Source organism: Clostridium zeae, from assembly GCF_017312485.1.
Lineage (GTDB): Bacteria > Bacillota > Clostridia > Clostridiales > Clostridiaceae > Clostridium_AR > Clostridium_AR zeae.
In genome coordinates this window covers 789,669-806,984 of sequence record NZ_BMBA01000001.1, presented here as the reverse complement: position 1 = coordinate 806,984, position 17,316 = coordinate 789,669, and the positions used below count along the sequence as shown (strand labels likewise).

The 17,316-nt window shown below is 32.3% G+C and carries 13 protein-coding genes; 9 read left to right on the top strand and 4 right to left on the bottom strand.

Going from position 1 to position 17,316, the window contains the following annotated elements; all coding sequences use genetic code 11:
- Window positions 1-12 precede the first annotated feature (12 nt).
- Window positions 13-585: an RNA 2'-phosphotransferase gene (locus J3477_RS03745; protein WP_206868222.1), complete on the top strand. Its 573-nt coding sequence runs from the start codon at window positions 13-15 to the stop codon at window positions 583-585.
- 221 nt (window positions 586-806) lie between these two features.
- Window positions 807-1,688: an AraC family transcriptional regulator gene (locus tag J3477_RS03740; RefSeq protein WP_206868221.1), complete on the top strand. Its 882-nt coding sequence runs from the start codon at window positions 807-809 to the stop codon at window positions 1,686-1,688.
- A gap of 145 nt (window positions 1,689-1,833) precedes the next feature.
- On the opposite strand, the gene J3477_RS03735 is transcribed toward J3477_RS03740, so the two are convergent.
- Entirely contained in the window at window positions 1,834-2,154 is a 321-nt protein-coding gene (locus J3477_RS03735) for a winged helix-turn-helix transcriptional regulator (protein ID WP_206868220.1), read from the bottom strand.
- Between the two features lie 106 nt (window positions 2,155-2,260).
- On the opposite strand from J3477_RS03735, the gene J3477_RS03730 reads away from it, so the two are divergent.
- A complete protein-coding gene (locus J3477_RS03730; protein WP_206868219.1) occupies window positions 2,261-3,049 on the top strand; it encodes an amidohydrolase family protein in 789 nt (262 codons plus the stop codon).
- Window positions 3,050-3,397: 348 nt separating this feature from the next.
- The gene (locus J3477_RS26055; protein ID WP_228731199.1) at window positions 3,398-6,703 is read left to right on the top strand and encodes an ATP-binding protein; all 3,306 of its coding nucleotides are present in this window, start codon (window positions 3,398-3,400) and stop codon (window positions 6,701-6,703) included.
- Window positions 6,704-6,808: 105 nt separating this feature from the next.
- Here the strand turns inward: J3477_RS26055 and J3477_RS03720 are convergent, their stop codons facing one another.
- Window positions 6,809-7,804 carry an AraC family transcriptional regulator gene (locus J3477_RS03720; RefSeq protein ID WP_206868218.1) on the bottom strand — a complete coding sequence of 332 codons (996 nt, stop codon included), beginning with the start codon at window positions 7,802-7,804 and terminating at the stop codon, window positions 6,809-6,811.
- A 261-nt stretch (window positions 7,805-8,065) separates the two neighbouring features.
- On the opposite strand from J3477_RS03720, the gene J3477_RS03715 reads away from it, so the two are divergent.
- A complete protein-coding gene (locus J3477_RS03715; RefSeq protein WP_206868217.1) occupies window positions 8,066-9,433 on the top strand; it encodes a PTS transporter subunit EIIC in 1,368 nt (455 codons plus the stop codon).
- 284 nt (window positions 9,434-9,717) lie between these two features.
- Window positions 9,718-12,375 (top strand): glycosylhydrolase-like jelly roll fold domain-containing protein, encoded by a 2,658-nt coding sequence (locus J3477_RS03710; RefSeq protein ID WP_206868216.1) that lies wholly within the window; start codon window positions 9,718-9,720, stop codon window positions 12,373-12,375.
- A 157-nt stretch (window positions 12,376-12,532) separates the two neighbouring features.
- On the opposite strand, the gene J3477_RS03705 is transcribed toward J3477_RS03710, so the two are convergent.
- The gene (locus J3477_RS03705) at window positions 12,533-13,117 is read right to left on the bottom strand and encodes a TetR/AcrR family transcriptional regulator (protein ID WP_206868215.1); all 585 of its coding nucleotides are present in this window, start codon (window positions 13,115-13,117) and stop codon (window positions 12,533-12,535) included.
- Window positions 13,118-13,326: 209 nt separating this feature from the next.
- Here J3477_RS03705 and J3477_RS03700 point away from each other — a divergent pair, with 209 nt between their 5' ends.
- Window positions 13,327-14,736 carry an MDR family MFS transporter gene (locus J3477_RS03700; protein WP_206868214.1) on the top strand — a complete coding sequence of 470 codons (1,410 nt, stop codon included), beginning with the start codon at window positions 13,327-13,329 and terminating at the stop codon, window positions 14,734-14,736.
- Window positions 14,737-14,940: 204 nt separating this feature from the next.
- On the opposite strand, the gene J3477_RS03695 is transcribed toward J3477_RS03700, so the two are convergent.
- Complete coding sequence (locus tag J3477_RS03695; RefSeq protein WP_206868213.1) at window positions 14,941-15,822, bottom strand: LysR family transcriptional regulator; 882 nt, start codon at window positions 15,820-15,822, stop codon at window positions 14,941-14,943.
- A gap of 304 nt (window positions 15,823-16,126) precedes the next feature.
- On the opposite strand from J3477_RS03695, the gene J3477_RS03690 reads away from it, so the two are divergent.
- Window positions 16,127-16,471: a LysE family transporter gene (locus J3477_RS03690; protein WP_228731245.1), complete on the top strand. Its 345-nt coding sequence runs from the start codon at window positions 16,127-16,129 to the stop codon at window positions 16,469-16,471.
- A 222-nt stretch (window positions 16,472-16,693) separates the two neighbouring features.
- On the top strand, window positions 16,694-17,227 hold the full coding sequence (locus J3477_RS03685; RefSeq protein ID WP_206868212.1) for a CDP-alcohol phosphatidyltransferase family protein: 534 nt from the start codon (window positions 16,694-16,696) through the stop codon (window positions 17,225-17,227).
- Window positions 17,228-17,316: the final 89 nt, after the last annotated feature.

Here is a 17,316-nt window from a genome sequence, read left to right as displayed (position 1 = left end):
AAAGGAGTAAAAATGAAAGAAAATAGAGAAGACATAGAATTAGGAAAATTTATTAGCTTAATTTTAAGACATAGCCCAGATACTATAGGAATTACTCTCGATGCACATGGATGGGCAAAGATAGAAGATTTAATTAAAGGAATAAATAATGCAGGAAAAAGGATCAATTTTGAGACCCTTGAACGCATTGTTAAAGAGAATAATAAACAAAGATATAGTTTTAGTGATGATAGAACAAAAGTAAGAGCTAATCAGGGGCATTCAATAGATGTTGATGTGGAATTAGCGGAAAGTATTCCTCCGAAACACCTTTATCATGGTACCTCAAGAAGATTTATTGATAGTATTATGGATTTAGGTATACAGAAACAAAGCAGGCAATACGTACATTTGTCTATGGATTTTGATACAGCCAGGTCAGTAGGCGAACGTCATGGAAAGGTTATTGTACTTAAAATTAATTCTATAACAATGTTTAATAATGGACATAAATTCTATCTTTCAAAAAATGGAGTTTGGTTAACTGATTCTGTTCCTGTAGAGTATATATCACTTCAGAATAAGGATTACTTGGAACTTGAATAAACAAGGTTCCAAGTAATCCTTAATTATTTGTACAAAGAGTATATATTATGCAGGTATTTCTTATCTGTAAATAATTCATAATATGAACTAGATAAGATAAATCTAGGTGGAGTTGTAAGTAAAATATCAGTGAAGTGGTATACCCTACAAAACTGAACCAGATAAGTCGGATAGACCTATGCAAATTCTGATATCCTATTAATGAAAGGGGGAGATGCACAATGGATTCGCTAAAAAGAATGAATGATGCATTAGATTATATTGAAGAAAACCTTACAGATGATATTAATTTTAAAGAAGTGGCTAGATTGGCATTATGTTCAGAATATCATTTTCAAAGAATGTTTTCTTTCTTAGCAGGAATTTCTCTATCGGAATATATTCGTAGAAGACGACTTACTATTGCTGCTTTTGAACTTAATAATAATAGTAATGTTAGGGTGATTGATATAGCTATTAAATATGGATACAGTTCACCTGATTCCTTTACAAGAGCTTTTCAAAGCTTGCATGGTATAACGCCTTCTGAAGCAAGGATAAAAGGGCAATCATTGAAAGCATATCCAAGAATGACCTTTCAACTAACAATTAAAGGGGGAAATGAAATGAATTATAGAATAGTAGAAAAAGAGGCATTTAGCATAGTTGGTATCATGAAGAGAGTTCCAATTGTTTTTAGTGGAGTTAATCCTGGTATTGCAGAGATGTGGAAAAGTTTAAATGAAGAAATGATTCATCAGCTTAAAGAACTTTCCAATGTAGAGCCAAGAGGAATAATAAGCGCATCTACTAACTTCTCAGAAGGAAGAATGGAGGAAAAAGGGGAACTTGATCATTATATAGGAGTCGCTACAACAAGAGAGTTCCCAGTAAACTTAACAAAACTTGATGTTGCTGCATCAACATGGGCTGTATTTGAAGCTGTAGGACCATTTCCAGATACGCTTCAGAATGTATGGGGACGTATATATTCAGAATGGTTTCCAGCTTCAAGCTATGAGCAGGCAGAAGGACCGGAAATTTTATGGAATGAAAGTAAGGAGGTATCTTTACCAAATTACAAAAGCGAGATTTGGATACCAGTTAAAAGAGTGACACTTTAATCTGCAGTATATATTAAAACCTCTTCTGAGTAATCAGAAGAGGTTATGTTGTAAAGGAAACTATAGATATACCAATCCTATAATAAAAGAGTTAGTTTAAAAACTAGCTCTTTTTTGATAATTGATGATGACATTGCGATAACTATTATATGTTTTTTACGCCCCATTCGCACATGTCTTTTACAAGTTGGATAAGGCTTTCTCCTTTTTCGGTAAGAGAATATTCTACTTTTGGAGGAATTTGAGGGTATTCCTTTCGTAGTATAATATTTTCGCCTTCTAATTCTTTTAATTGGGAACTTAACATCTTATGTGTAATTCCATCAATGCTTTTCCTAATAACACCATATCTCACTGTTCCAGAGCAAGCAAGAAGGTAAATAATTTTTAATTTCCATTTTCCGCTGATGATAGATAAAGTATATTCGAAAGGTTCTTTATTGCTTACATAACAAAGTTCTTTCAATAATTCCACTCTCCTTTATGATAGTATAGCACAAAAAAGTGCATACTTTCATTTTTACATCACTTGATTATAATAAAATTAAGTTTAATATAGGGGGAGTACAAATATGATTATAGATGGACATTCACATGTTATTTTGCCAGTAGAAAAACATATAAAAATAATGGATGAGGCAGGTGTTGATAAGACTATATTATTTTCAACTTCTATACATCCAGAGGTGGTAGTGAATCTAGAAGATTTAAAAAGAGAAATGAAAAAATTAAATGATATAGTCAGTGGAAAAGGAAATTCCATGATACAGGTAAGAAATAAATCTATAAGGGAGCTTACTAATGTTATACAAGCATATCCATCAAGGTATGTTGGATTTGGAAATGTACCTATTGGGCTTAGTGAAAATGACACTAATTTATATATTGAAGAAAATATAGTAAATAACAAACTTGTAGGTATAGGTGAACTTACTCCAGCAAGTGGGCATATAAAAGTATTAAAACCTATTTTTCAGGCTTCAAGTGATTTGGGAAGTTTACCAATTTGGATACATGCGTTTAATCCTCTGGTTTTAGAGGATATAAAAGAAGTTGCTGAATTGTGTAAGGCTTATCCTAGTGTTCCAGTGATATTAGGGCATATGGGAGGAAGTAATTGGATGACCGCTATAGAGCTTGCCAAAGAAATGGAGAATCTATATCTTGATACATCAGCTTATTTTTCTACACTTGTATTAAAGATAGCAATAAATGAACTTCCTTTAAAATGTATCTTTGGTGTGGATATGCCTTATGGAGACTTGCAGTTATCAATAGAAGCAGTAAAAAAAGTAAGTAATGGAGCTTATGTAGCTAATGCGGTTTTAGGTGATAATATTGCGAGACTGTTAAAAATTTAAGCTTAAGGAAAGATGTATACTATAGACCTCTAATTGAATGGCTAGAATACATTAAGAAGCATGATTACACATTTTCTTGTTTTTTTAATAAACAGGCCGAAAAATCAATGCAGTGAAGAAGAACCTTGAGATAACAAGGTTCTTTTTTACTATAAGTATCGGCCTTGAAGACTATATTTTCAACGAATACAAATTGATTTTATCTATATAGACAGAGATAAAATATTTCATAATAAATATTCATAACCTCTATCAAACCATACAAAATAAATAGGAAATTAAGGAATAAAATGTTATAATGTTGGTATTTGAGTGAACTGGAGATAAGTGTATTTAGGGGGGATTCTTATGAAAAGGACTGTTACACTAAAAGGTGCCGTAGGGCTTCCTTTTATTGTTGTAAATGATGAGGTTATTGTAGAAATTAATCAAGCTTTTGCTGATATGATTGAATTTAGTATAGAAGATTTTTTGTATAAAAGTACTAAGGATCTATTTGAAATCTTAAGAATTGGCCCTAATTTCAGTGATGAAAATATAGATGAAACTTTTGAATATTTTTTATTTACAAAATCTCTTGAAGTTAAGGTTATTAATATTAGTGTAACAGAAGATTCAGATAGGAAAACTTACTTTTTTCAGGAAAAAGTTAATTCAAGACTTGAAGATAAATTTTGCTATCTCTATCCACAAATCACTGAAAATCTAGCTGGAATATTTATTTATAGTGTTCCAGACTTTACGTTGCTTAAAGCTAGCCAAATGGCACTTGATAGTCTTGATACACAATATAATACACCAGAAAATACCTATGGAAAACCAGTATATGAGATTATTTCAGGGTGGAAAGACAGTTATTTTGAATTTGTTTGGAAAGAGATAATAATCACAGGAAATCCTAGATACTTTAAAGGTTCTCAAAACGATGGTTTCGAAAGGGGAACAACTTATTGGGATACTACATTAACCCCTATAAAGGAATCTGGAAAGGTAAAGTATATTGTCATCAATTCCCAAGAAGTAACAGAAAGAGTTGTTAATCAAAAAAGACTAGAGGAACAAAATAAAACCATTAAATTCCAGAAGCAACAACTAGAAACTATAATTAATGGTTTATCTGATTATATAACCTTAATAGATAAGAACGGAAATTTTGTTAAGCAAGATAAGATCATCGAGCAAAGTGGCTTAGATATGGCAAATATATTTGACAAACCAGATCATGATTGTACTTACTATGATTTAGATGGAAATATGATTCCCCAAGAAGAAACACCAATATATAGAGTATATGGTGGAGAAGAAGTTGAAGAGACAAAATTAAGAGTAGTAATAGATGGTAAGAAAGAGGTATACCTAATAGGGAAAGGAAAACCTATTTATGATGAAAATGGTGAAGTGCTAATATATATAGTAATTTCTCAAGACATAACTGAATGGATAGAGAAAGAAAAGCTTATTAAACACCAAAAAGCTCAGTTGGAAGCTGCTATTGATAGCATGAATGAATCTGTTGCTATTTATGATGAGACTGGCAATGCTATACATATAAATTCTAAAGCACGTAAAGAACATCCTTTTATTCCGTTCAATATTAGCAGTTTTAATGATGAAAGGCGATTTTTTGATGTTGAGGATAACCTAATACCTTTTGACAGTTTACCTGCTAGCAGAGTTATGAGAGGTGAAAAAGTCAGTAATGAAAAAATAATTTATAAATTTGACGATAAGAACGTGATTTTAGAAGTTAATGCAGTTCCTGTTTTAGATTCGGAAAATAATTTCTTATCTGCAGTAGTAACTCACCATGATATTTCAAAAATAATGGGATATGAAAAGGAATTAACAAAGCAGAAGGAGCAACTTGAAGTAGAATTATCAGATGCCAAACTTCTGCAAAGTATAAGTATGGAACTCCTATTACAAGACGATGTACAGGTATTGTATGAAAAAATAATAGACGCTGCAATGAAAATAATGGATTCGGAATATGCAAGTATACAGATGCTTCACCTTGAAAATCATAGTAGCAATAAGCTCCAATTACTAGCTTTTAGAGGGTTCAATCCGGAAGCAGCAGAGTTTTGGGAATGGGTGCATGTAGAGTCAGGTTCTACTTGTGGTGAGGCTTTGCGTACAGGTCAACGTGTTATCGTCCCTAATGTAAATAAATGCCCATTTATTGAGGGCACAGAGGATCAAACTGTATATCTAAATACAGGTATTAATTCTGTCCAGACTACTCCATTATATTCCCGTAGTGGCAGAATGGTTGGGATGATATCTACTCACTGGCGAGAATGCTATAATCCTTCAGAACGTCAGTTGAGACTCTTAGATGTGGTAGCAAGACAAGCAGCAGACTTAATCGTGCAGAAGCTAGATGCTGAAAGGTTGCGTGAAGGTGAAGAAAATTTAAGAAAACAAAAAGAATTGCTTGAAGCTGTTATAGAGAATATGAATGATGCGCTATTTATAATGAATCCAGATGGTAGCTATATATATAATAACAAACGTGCCTATGACATGGGATTTAATGCAGAGAAGGCTAATGAATGCAGAGAATCTATAGAACATACAAAATATTATTATTTGGACGGAAAAGATCTAAGTATAGATGATATGCCAAGTTCGAGAATTTTAAAAGGAGAAAAGATAGACAATGTTATTGTAAAGTCTATTAGTCCTGACAAGATTAAATATCTTAGTCTAAATGGATGCCCTATTTATGACATCAGTGGCGATATGGTTTCTGCAATAGTATGTATTCGTGATATGACCGATTATATAGAGAATGTGGAAACTTTAAATGAAAATCAACTAAAGTTGGTACAAGTAGAACGGGAAAAGAATGAAGCACTAGAAAAAGTAATCGAAATGAAGGATGATTTTCTATCATTAATATCTCATGAATTCAGAACACCAATTAATGTTATTAACACAGCCATACAAACAATGAATTTTATTTGTAAAGATGATCTCACTGATAGAACCCAAAAATACATTAATATAATAAGGCAGAACACCTTTAGGCAATTAAGACTAGTAAATAATCTTTTAGATATTACTCGTTCTGATGCAGGAAGAATTAAAATTCATAAAAGAAATATAGACCTAGTCTTTCTTACGAACTCCATTGTAGAATCAGTTTACACCTATGCTTCACAAAAGGGGGTAGCAGTAATCTTTGCATCCACTATAGAAAGTAAAATAATAGGTATCGATGATGAGAAATACGAGAGGATACTTCTTAATCTTCTGTCAAATGCAATTAAATTTACTCCTGTAGGTAAGCTGATAACTGTAAAGCTACGTGCTACAAAAAATAAAGTATGCGTTGAAGTTAAAGATAATGGAATTGGTATCCCAGAGGATAAACTTGATGTCATATTTGATAGATTTGGACAGGTTGATAGCTCACTATCAAGACAAGCAGAAGGTGCTGGAATTGGATTGTCACTTGTTAAAAGATTTGTTGAAGCATTAAACGGGGACATATCAGTTAAAAGCAAGGTTGGTAAAGGAAGTACCTTTAAAATTATTCTTCCAGATGAGCAAGTTATAGAAGAGACAAATATAGAAACCTCAGCAGATTTAATGGATAATAGACTTATCCAAACAACAACAGTAGAGTTTTCTGATATATATTTATAATAATTAATAAAAGCAACTTGTTGTATATTATTCTTGCTTAAACTTATAGAATCGAAAAGATGATTTATACTAGTATTTAAGTCATCTTTTCGATTCTTAATTTTATTAATTATATGCTTTATGTTTTTCACGAAATTCATTTGGAGTTACACCAAAGTAGATTTTAAATTTTTTATAAAAAAAGTTTAGATTTTCATAGCCAATGTTATTTGCAATTTCGTAAATAGGCAAATCACTATTGGTAAGCAGAATAGAGGACTGGGTCAATTTCTGAGCTTGAATAAGTTCCTTAAAAGACTTATTGGTACTCTTTTTTATCAGAGAACTTAGGTAGTTGGGATGGAAATTAAAATGTGCTGCTGTAGAAGCTAAAGTGCAGGTCATATAATTTTCCTCTAAGTATTGAAGTATGTCGATGATTGTGGCATTTCTATTTGAAGCTGCTTGATATTGATTGGTCTCATACTGAAAGACCCTCATTAATTCTGTAAATATAAGTATCAAATAGCAATCTATGATTTCATCTGAGTATAGGGATTTATCAAAATACTCACATAGAAGTTCTCTTATATGTTTTGGAAGCTTTGTATTATTTTCTGAGTTGAAAATAATATAGTTATCGTGTTCTTTTCTGTCTGATAAAGCGTTTATCAAAAACTCTGAGATAATTCCTTTGCCTGACAATCTGCTTAGGAAGGAAGTTGAGAAGTATTCCCTGCTCATGAGAAGGTTGATTATAATATCATTTTCCGTAGTTGCCAAAACTGCATGAGGAACACCTGTATCTACTATGCACACCTGCCCTTCACTCAGTATTATTTCTTTGTCATTAATAATTTGAGTACAGTGGCCTGAATATATGTAGTTTAGCTCTATATAAGTGTGTATATGCATAGGAACTTCTGAAAAGCGAGTATGTTTGTTCAGAAGAAATTTACCATGTTGAAAAGCTTCATCAAAATTAAATATATATGCATTTTTTCCGTTTACATCAACCTGCTCCATGCTCTTATATATTTCAGAAATAAAAGGCTCTTCCTTGTGTCTCTTTTCACTTTCTGTCAAAGTACGCAGTTTTTTATCTAATTCAAAATATTCCATATACAAACTCCATTCTTTGCAAATAATATCTATAGCTTATAATATTAAGTTTGGTTAGTCAACATCTTTTGTTTTGATATTTTTGAAGCATTATATAAAATGTTATCATTTACATGTAGCAATTATAACAGTTTGTATTAAAGATGTACCACTTCAAACCGAAATCTATTTTCAAAACTCTTCTGGGTTTTGAGAGGGGTTTTTGAAAATATAAATTTTACTATGAAGTGGTACATCCATATATCGATGGGAGGAGAAAAAATGGATTTCAAAGCATTAGCAAAACAAGTAGTAGAGCTTGTTGGTGGAAAAGATAACATTGAAAGTGTAACACATTGTATAACAAGACTACGCTTTGTGTTAAAAGATGAGAAAATTGCAAACACAGAAGCAATTAAAAGCACAAAAGGTGTTTTATCTGTAGTAAAGCAAGGAGGACAATATCAAGTAGTTATAGGTAATGAGGTAGGAAAGGCATACGCTGCAGTAACTGAGGTACTTGGGATTAAAGAGAATGAGGCTTCGGCTGAAACTGCAGAAAGCGGGAAAAAAGACACTATATTTAATGCGCTTTTTAAAACTATTTCTGGTATCTTCAGCCCTGTGCTCGGCGCATTAGGGGGAGCTGGTCTTATGAAAGCAATGCTGGCAATATGTACTACCTTTCACTTGCTATCAGCAGATGCAGGAGCTTACAAAATTCTTTATGCCTTTGCAGATGGATTCTTTTACTTTTTACCAATAATTTTAGGTTTCTCTGCTGCAGCAAAATTCAAGTCAAATCAATATTTAGGAGCTGCTATTGGTGCTGCGCTTGTATATCCTGACATCATAACTGCTTTTAGTAAGCAAGCAAGTATGTCATTTTTAGGATTACCAGTAATTTTGATGAGTTATACAAGTTCTGTTTTTCCAATCATATTAGCAGTATATGTGGCATCAAAAGTAGAAAATTTCTTTAAGAAAACATTACCTACGCAAATGCAATTAATGTTTACACCTTTCTTTACAGCATTAATAGTAGTACCGCTAACCTTCTTGGTAATTGGGCCTATAGGAACATATATCAGCAGTGGATTAGCAGCTGCAACTTCAGGTATTTTTAATTTTAGTCCTATAATTGCAGGAATAATACTAGGGGCATTCTGGCAGTTAATTGTAATATTTGGACTTCACTATGCATTTATTCCAATTCTAATAAATAACATTGCAACTATGCATCAAGATCCTATTAATGCTATTCTTTCAGTGACTGTATTCGCATTGTCAGGAGCTACTTTAGGCTTTGCACTGAAAGTTAAGGATAAAGAAAAGAAAGCCTTCGGCTTCTCTAATGTTATTACAGGATTACTTGGTGTCACTGAACCGATCATTTACGGTATAGCGTTACCTTATAGAAAGGTTTTTGTAAGTGCCTTCATTGGTGGAGCTATAGGTGGTGCAATTACAGCTGCTGGCCATGTTGTTATGTATGGTTTCGCTGGTGGTGGATTACTGGGAGCGCCAATGTTTATCAACCCATCAGGTAGTAATAGTGGATTTATTGTATATATAATAGCTTCAGTAGTTTCATTTGTAGTTTCAGGTGTTGTAAGCTTCTTCTTCGGAGTAAAAGGGGACGAAAAATAATATTTAAGATATATATTTAATTAATTTAGGAGGATTACTTTTGTTAAAGATGTACAATTGGCTAATCCTCCTATTTGAATCTAATTCAAAATTAGTAATAAATAGTGATGATGTTAAGTTTGGTCAGTAAACATCTTGTGTTTTGATATTTTTATTAAGATATTTGAGTGATAATATTAATTTACTATGACTGATAGTACTTTAAAATGGCGTTTATTAAATATGTACAAATTAAGTTTCTGTAATGGAGCTTTTTAAAGATTAGCAGACAAGGAAGGTAAACTATGAAAAGATTGAATGAGGTTTTAAATAACGAAGAAAAAAATTATATACTGCCTTTCTTTTGGCAGCATGGTGAGGATGAAGAAACCCTAAGAGACTATATGAAGCATATAAATGAAGCAGGTATCAAAGCAGTTTGCATAGAATCAAGACCACATCCTGATTTTGTTGGACCTTTATGGTGGAGAGATATGGACATCATAATGGATGAAGCAAGAAAACGGGAAATGAAGGTTTGGGTACTGGATGACAGTCACTTTCCTACAGGCTATGCAGCAGGCAAGATAAAAGAGGAACATCCAGAACTTAAGAAGTGGTATTTAAATGCGCATCGCATGGATTTTCCAGGACCATTAAAAGACTCGTCTTTCATAATCAAATATTATCCAGGACGTGTATCAGCGATGCCTGGTTATAAAGGTGAAGATAAGATTTTAGCAGTTATAGCTGTTAAGATATCAGATACAGAAACAGGGGCAATTGATGAAAAGACTCTTATTGATGTTTCAGAATTTGTTAAGGATGGAGTTCTTTATTGGGACATACCGGAAGGAAAATGGAGTATATTTGTTGTATTTATGACTCGTAACGGTGGAGAAGAAACAACTAAAGATTATTTAAATCCAATAGTTGCTAAAGCTACAAGAGTTTTAATAGATACAGTATATGAACCTCATTACAACAGATATAAAGAGGATTTTGGAAAAACTTTGGCTGGATTCTTTTCTGATGAGCCAAGGTTTGGAAACTTAAAAGGCTTTGAAGGGGCTATCGGCAGAACTAAAATGGTATTGCCATGGAGCAATGATATGCTTGAAATATTGGAAAGTGAAATTGGAGAAGAGGTTTTAGTAAGTCTTCCACTTCTGTTTGCTGGTGGTGTAGGAGATAAGGATCATGCTATTAGATATCACTATATGGATATTGTAAGTAGGCTTTATGGTAAAAACTTCACGACACAGTTAGGTGATTGGTGCAGAGAGCATGGAGTGGAATATATAGGACATGTAATTGAGGATAACGGGGCGCACAGTAGATTAGGCTATGGACCAGGTCATTTCTTTAGAGCTTTAGATGGACAGGACATGTCCGGAATTGATGTTATTGGAGGGCAAATTGTTCCGGGGATGGAATTTTTGCACAGCGGATTTACTGCAGCAGGCTGGGATGGAGAATTCTTTCATTATGGTTTAGCCAAGCTAGGTGCTTCCTTGGGACACATAGATCCAAAGAAAAAGGGAAGAACCATGTGTGAACTTTTCGGAGCCTATGGATGGGTTGAAGGGTTAAAGTCCATGAAGTGGCTTACTGATCACCTTTTAGTTAGAGGTGTCAATAATTTTGTGCCTCATGCATTTTCTCCAAAGCCTTTTCCAGATTGGGATTGTCCACCACATTTTTATGCTGGAGGCAATGATCCTCAGTTCAGGTTTATGAAAAAGTGGTCAGATTATACTAATAGAATAAGTCACCTGCTTTCGGAAGGAACTCATATAGCACCTGTTGCTGTGTTATACCATGGAGAAGCTGAATGGTCAGGAGAGTATATGCCTTTCCATAAAGTAGTTAAGGAGCTAGTACAAAATCAAATCGATTGTGATATAATTCCAGCAGATGTTTTCAGTGGTGATCCTGCTGTGAGGGATGGAAAGTTATTTTTGAATAATGAAAGTTTTAAATGTCTTGTAATTCCTTATGCTGAAGCTTTACCACAGAATTTGTTAAAGAGTATATATGAACTCACAGAAAAAGGGCTTAAAGTGATTTTTATAAGTAAACTTACTGAGAGAGCTAGCGAAGGTGTTGAGATTAAGGAACTTATAGCTAAGTTGAAAGAAAGTAATAACTGTGAAATAGTACAGCTTAACGGTGTTGCAGAGAAAATAAAAGATTTAGGTATAAATGAAATTGTCCTAGATAGTTTTGAGCCTTACGTAACCTATTATCATTATAAACATAAGGATGAAGATATATTTATGTTCTTTAATGAGCATCCATATACCAACATAGATACAAAGGTATATATCCCATTGAATAAAAAATCTGTGTACTATGATGCTTTTAATAATTCAATAAAGGCCTGTAAATCTCAGTTTAGAGATGGAGGCGTAGAAATAGATCTAAATTTAAGTGCCTATGAGTCCAAGATTATTATATTTAGTAGTGATGATTTAGAAAATTATGATGTAGATAATATGGAAGATTTAAAAGAAGTAGAAGAGCTTAACATTGAAGGAAGCTGGAAAGTTTCTATGGCAGAACCTCTAGATTATCCAAACTTCAAGAAAGAGGTACATTTAGATAAATTGGTGAATTTATCAATACCTAATTTATATCCAAACTTTTCAGGGACTGTGAAATATGAAATAAATTTTGAAGTAAAAGAGACTGTAGAAAAAGCTCTATTGGATCTTGGCAGAGTTTATGAGATTGCAGAGCTGTGGTTAAACGGAGAAAATCTTGGAGTAAGAATATGTCCTCCATATAAGTTTGATATTTCGAGTTATTTAAAGAAGGGGACTAATTCTTTAGTAGTTGAAGTTACTAATACATTAGTTAAGGCTCATAAAGATGCCTTTTCCCAATATGCAATACAAGAACCAGTAGGACTGTTAGGGGCAGTTAAGGTGTTAACATATAAGGATCCAACTTTATGGTGATTTTCTGGCATGTATAAATTAATAGTTTAGTTAGGAACTTTATAAACCAGGGTAGTTAATGCCCTGGTTTTTCTGTGCTACTGTTAACAAATTCATAGTTTAAGCTAAAACGAAATGACTTTGGTATATCGTTTTAGCTATATAAATAAATGATTTTCTACATGTCTAAAGTATGTCTATAAGTTGGCATTAAGATATCATCAATCATATGTAATATGGTTTTTTTATTTAAATTGCCAACCAATACAGCATTAATAATCAAATTCATTGGTAGTGTTTTTGTAGTATTGGTAAGTTTTTCTTTATCTATTTCTTTTCGTTCATGTGCATAAGTAAATACTTGCTCCAAAATTGGAGTTAAAGCATTTTCTGTATTAATTGTGCTTAGTATATCTATAAACGAAACCTTTTGTAATTGATCGCGTAAGATTCCTCGAACTGTATCTGCCTCTAGTAATTCTATAATATCTACTAAGGGCAAGAAAAGCTCAACTAAATCTTCTTTTAAGTCACCAGAATTAGGAATTGCGATTTTAAATTCAGGTAAGTGTTGCTTTGCTGCTGCGATAATTATTTCAGCTTTCCCATTCCATCTCCTGTATAGAACTGTTTTTGTTGTACTAGCATTCTCTGCTATGCTATCCATCGTAAGGTTTTCATATCCATACTCTTTCAATAGTTTCCAGGTGCTATCAAGAATTGCTTCTTCTAACTCTTTTCCTCTTCGTCTATTTTTAATCATGAAATTTTCCTTCTAAAGATGAAACATTTTAATCCTAAATCTATTTTTAAAACTCCTCCCAGTTGTGATAAGAGAATTTGAAAATATAAATTTAAGCAAGAAGTGGGTCATCTATATCAAATTTTTTCTATTGACAATTATAACATAAGGGAATAACATATACTACATAGAAATAAGGTACTACAGTATCTTATTTGTGGAGGTGTATGATGGTAAAAGAAGTAACAATAAACAAATCAATGGTTGTAATTGCACTGATATTAGTTTTAGGGGCCATAGCTCCAATGTTAGATTCAACAATGACAAATGTTGCAGTAAATACAATTATGAAAGACTTTGGTGCTGGTGTTGATAGTATTCAATGGGTGAGCACAGGGTATGTATTAGCCTTAGGGATTATTGTTCCTATTACGGGCTGGGCTATCGAATGGATTGATGGGAAAAAACTTTATCTTTTTGGATTAATATTTTTCTTGATTGGATCAGTGATTGCTGCAATTTCTTCGTCCATAGGCGTATTAGTTGCTGGACGAGTAGTTCAAGGTATTGGAAGTGGAATTATAATACCTTTACTAACAACCTTAATCGTTCGTTCCTCAGGTGGTGAGAATTTAGGAAGTTTGATGTCTATTATAGGTATTCCTGCTGTATTAGCCCCAATTCTTGGACCTACCTTTGGTGGTTTTATCGTAAATTCATTGGACTGGCACTGGATTTTTTATATTAATGTTCCTATAGTAATTATCTCAGCATTATTGATTATCTTTGGTTTACCAAACTTTGAACCAAGTAAGAAAGGAAAGAAGTTGGATATTCCAAGCATTGTTTTCTTAGGTGGGTCCTTTACTAGTTTTATTTTAGGAATTTCTAAAGTAAGTAAATTAGTAGCAGGAACTTCAAAGGAAGCAATATTACCATTGATAATAAGTGCTTTACTTATGGGTGGTTATATAGTGTATGCTATTTTAAAAACAAATCGTGCATTAGTAAGCTTGAAGCTTTTCAAAATTAAAAATTTCTCAGCATCATCAATCTTATTATTGATGTCAGGTTTAACAGTGAATGGAGTAATGTTCTTATTACCACTTTATCTACAAAATATTCGTGGACTGAGTGTTGTTTGGTCAGGAATTTATTTAATTAGCCAGGGAGTTGGTTTACTGGTTTCTAGAAGTTTAGTTGGAAAGTTAACAGATAAGTTAGGAGCTAGAATTGTTGTACAAGTTTCAGTGTTTATTGGGATTGCTGGAACACTACCATTTACACTTTTTACAGCCTCAACAAATAATATTTGGATTCTTCTTGTTCTATTTATTCGTGGTATTGCTCAAGGCGGTTTAACAATTCCTGTGATGTCAGATTCTTATAACAATGTTCCGAAGGAACTAATATCTGAAGCAACTACTGCCACACGTATGCTGCAAAATATCGGAGGAGCAATTGGAACCGCTATTTTGGCTACTATTATTCAACATTCAATCGGGTCGCAAGCACCAACACAAGACTTACTTTTAACTTCTTATCATAATGCTTTTGTATTTACCGTTGTTAGTTTAGTGGTTGCCTTGATTCCTGCTTTCTTTTTAACTAATAATCGTAAAAAAGAAGCTATAAAATAAGAAAATTGGGAAACTGATTTATTTTGATGAAATAAGATGAGGTTTGTAATGTTAGAAGTATGAGTACTTAATAATACAATATTTTAGACATGCAATCATATGAAAAGCAACTGCTTTATGAATGAGATGTCCTATTTATACAAAAACTGGCTTACTTTAAATAGAGTAAGCCAGTTTTTGTAGTAAAGAGTATCTACATAAATCTTAAAAGTTTTCTCTTACTAACTGCATAAACAATGCCATTGCAGGACTGACCCATTTGTTTTTATGATAAGAGCATATTGCTGTGATTTTAGTATCAGAGCAGTTTGCTTTAATCTCTTTTAATTTATTATTTTTGAGCTCGTCCTCAACTACAAAACGAGGTAAGAATGATATTCCTAAATTACTTGACACACAATTTTTTATTGCTTCGATGCTCCATAGTTCTATAGTATTATTCAAGGTTATGTTATTATCACGAAGGTAATTTTCAAATATTCTTCTATAAATACAATTAGGTTCATTAATAACAAGGCTTGTATCTATTACTTGGTTTGGGGTACAGAAGTCAGCTTTACCCTGATCAAACGAAGGTGAACATACTAGAACTAAAGGAAATTCAGTTAACTCAACAGAGGTTAAACTTTCCTTATAAGTTCCCACATCATAAAGTAAACCTATGTCCATTTCGCCTTTCAAAAGCATTTCATTAATTACAAAGCAATTTAATGAAACTATAGAAATTTTTACATTAGGAGCTTTTTGCTTAAATAAACTAAGCACGTTTTGTAGTTTATAAGACATCAATGAATCTGCAATAGCAATTTTTAAATCTCCTCTTGGTATATTATCACTTTTACCTATACTTTCGATTTTTTTTACTGTTTCAAGTAACTGATCTGTATATGATATCAGTTCTTTTCCTAGAGGAGTTAAGATCATATTGCGTCCTATTTTTTCGAATAATTTTATTGAAAGTTCTTGCTCCAACTGCTGAATCTGTGATGTAACTGTAGATTGAGTGTAACCTATCTTCAATGCTGCATTTGAAAAACTACCTTCTTCAATAATACATTTAAATGTTTTGAGATGCCTTATATCCATATATATCACTCCAATCTCTATAGTGTCTATAATATATTTGAAAAAATGAATTGTCAATTCGAAAACATCAATTTTACAAATACATTGTGCTTTGTTAGTATAAATTAACGAAAGGAGATCTTGGAAAGCGTAATATAGGACAAGTATTTCTAAGAAGTATTTTAAGAAGGAGATTTATATCATGAATGTAGCAGCATTTTTAACTTTCACTCTATTAACAGCATTTACACCTGGACCAAATAATATATTAGCCATGTCCAACACTAGCAAGCATGGATTAAAAAAGAGTATTTGAGTAGCATATATTTTATGGCTTGCATGGCATGTTGCTAAAAGCAAATCAGATTCGCAGGAAGAAAGTATAGAAAAGGCAGATAGTTTTATCACAGGGTTTATTCTGCAATTTGTAAATGTAAAGATTATATTATATGGTATAACAGCTATTTCAACTTTTATCCTACCTTTTTATAGTTCTTTCTTTTCTATTGGAGCCTTCACATTACTAATCACAGTTTTTGGATGTTCTGGAGTTTTCGCTTGGGCGATTTTTGGTGCAGTATTCCAGAAATTTTTTGAGAGATATAGAATTACAGTGAATATAATAATGGCATTACTTTTAGTTTATTCTGCAATTACCTTAATCATATAAGAACAATCATTGACACTCATAAATAACTAGAATTATTGCTTACGTGTATTTTTGTTATCTTATTATAGAGCAGTAGAAATGAAGGCATAGTGTGGATTATAATAAAGTTAGGCTATGTTTAATTTCAACACGGTGCTTTAACATCGCATAAAGTTAAAAATAAATAAAAGCTTATTTAGGCTTATAGAAAAAAGATAAATCTATATTTTAAGAGGTAGTATAATGAAAAATATACCAAACATAATATCAATATTAAGAATTTTTTTATCTATAATTTTATTCACTTTGAAGCCCTTAACTTTACTATTTTTAATTGTATATTCTATTTGTGGATTTAGTGATATTATTGATGGATATATAGCAAGAAGAACTAATTCTACTAGTACTTTTGGTTCAATACTTGATAGTTTGGCTGATATTATTTTTATGAGTGCTGCAGTTGTTGTTTTTTTTCCAATAGTAGTTATGCCAATTAAAATATTAATATGGATAATACTGATTGCCTTTATTAGAATTGCCTCATTGTTGATAGTGTATTTCAAATATCATACTTTTGCTATTCTTCATACATATGCCAATAAGGCAACTGGCCTTTTTTTGTTTTGTTGTCCTTACTTATATATGTTTATTGATATAACTACTTTAGGATATGTGGCGTGCACTATTGCAAGTTTAGCTGCTATTGAAGAATTGTTGATAAATATAACATCAAAAGAATTATTAAGAAATATTTCATGGATATTTACAAAATATTGATAATAATTAACTTATATATCAATTCCCATATTGGATAAAACACAAGCAGGAGAGCCGAAAGGCTTTCCTTGTTTTATGTATATTCAATA

Coding starts and splice junctions, on each gene's coding strand:
- J3477_RS03720 (WP_206868218.1), bottom strand. CDS start 7,804: ATGGAATATTTTGAATTAGATAAAAAACTGCGTACTTTGACAGAAAGT.
- J3477_RS26055 (WP_228731199.1), top strand. CDS start 3,398: ATGAAAAGGACTGTTACACTAAAAGGTGCCGTAGGGCTTCCTTTTATT.
- J3477_RS03715 (WP_206868217.1), top strand. CDS start 8,066: ATGGATTTCAAAGCATTAGCAAAACAAGTAGTAGAGCTTGTTGGTGGA.
- J3477_RS03745 (WP_206868222.1), top strand. CDS start 13: ATGAAAGAAAATAGAGAAGACATAGAATTAGGAAAATTTATTAGCTTA.
- J3477_RS03695 (WP_206868213.1), bottom strand. CDS start 15,822: ATGGATATAAGGCATCTCAAAACATTTAAATGTATTATTGAAGAAGGT.
- J3477_RS03730 (WP_206868219.1), top strand. CDS start 2,261: ATGATTATAGATGGACATTCACATGTTATTTTGCCAGTAGAAAAACAT.
- J3477_RS03705 (WP_206868215.1), bottom strand. CDS start 13,117: ATGATTAAAAATAGACGAAGAGGAAAAGAGTTAGAAGAAGCAATTCTT.
- J3477_RS03700 (WP_206868214.1), top strand. CDS start 13,327: ATGGTAAAAGAAGTAACAATAAACAAATCAATGGTTGTAATTGCACTG.
- J3477_RS03740 (WP_206868221.1), top strand. CDS start 807: ATGGATTCGCTAAAAAGAATGAATGATGCATTAGATTATATTGAAGAA.
- J3477_RS03685 (WP_206868212.1), top strand. CDS start 16,694: ATGAAAAATATACCAAACATAATATCAATATTAAGAATTTTTTTATCT.
- J3477_RS03710 (WP_206868216.1), top strand. CDS start 9,718: ATGAAAAGATTGAATGAGGTTTTAAATAACGAAGAAAAAAATTATATA.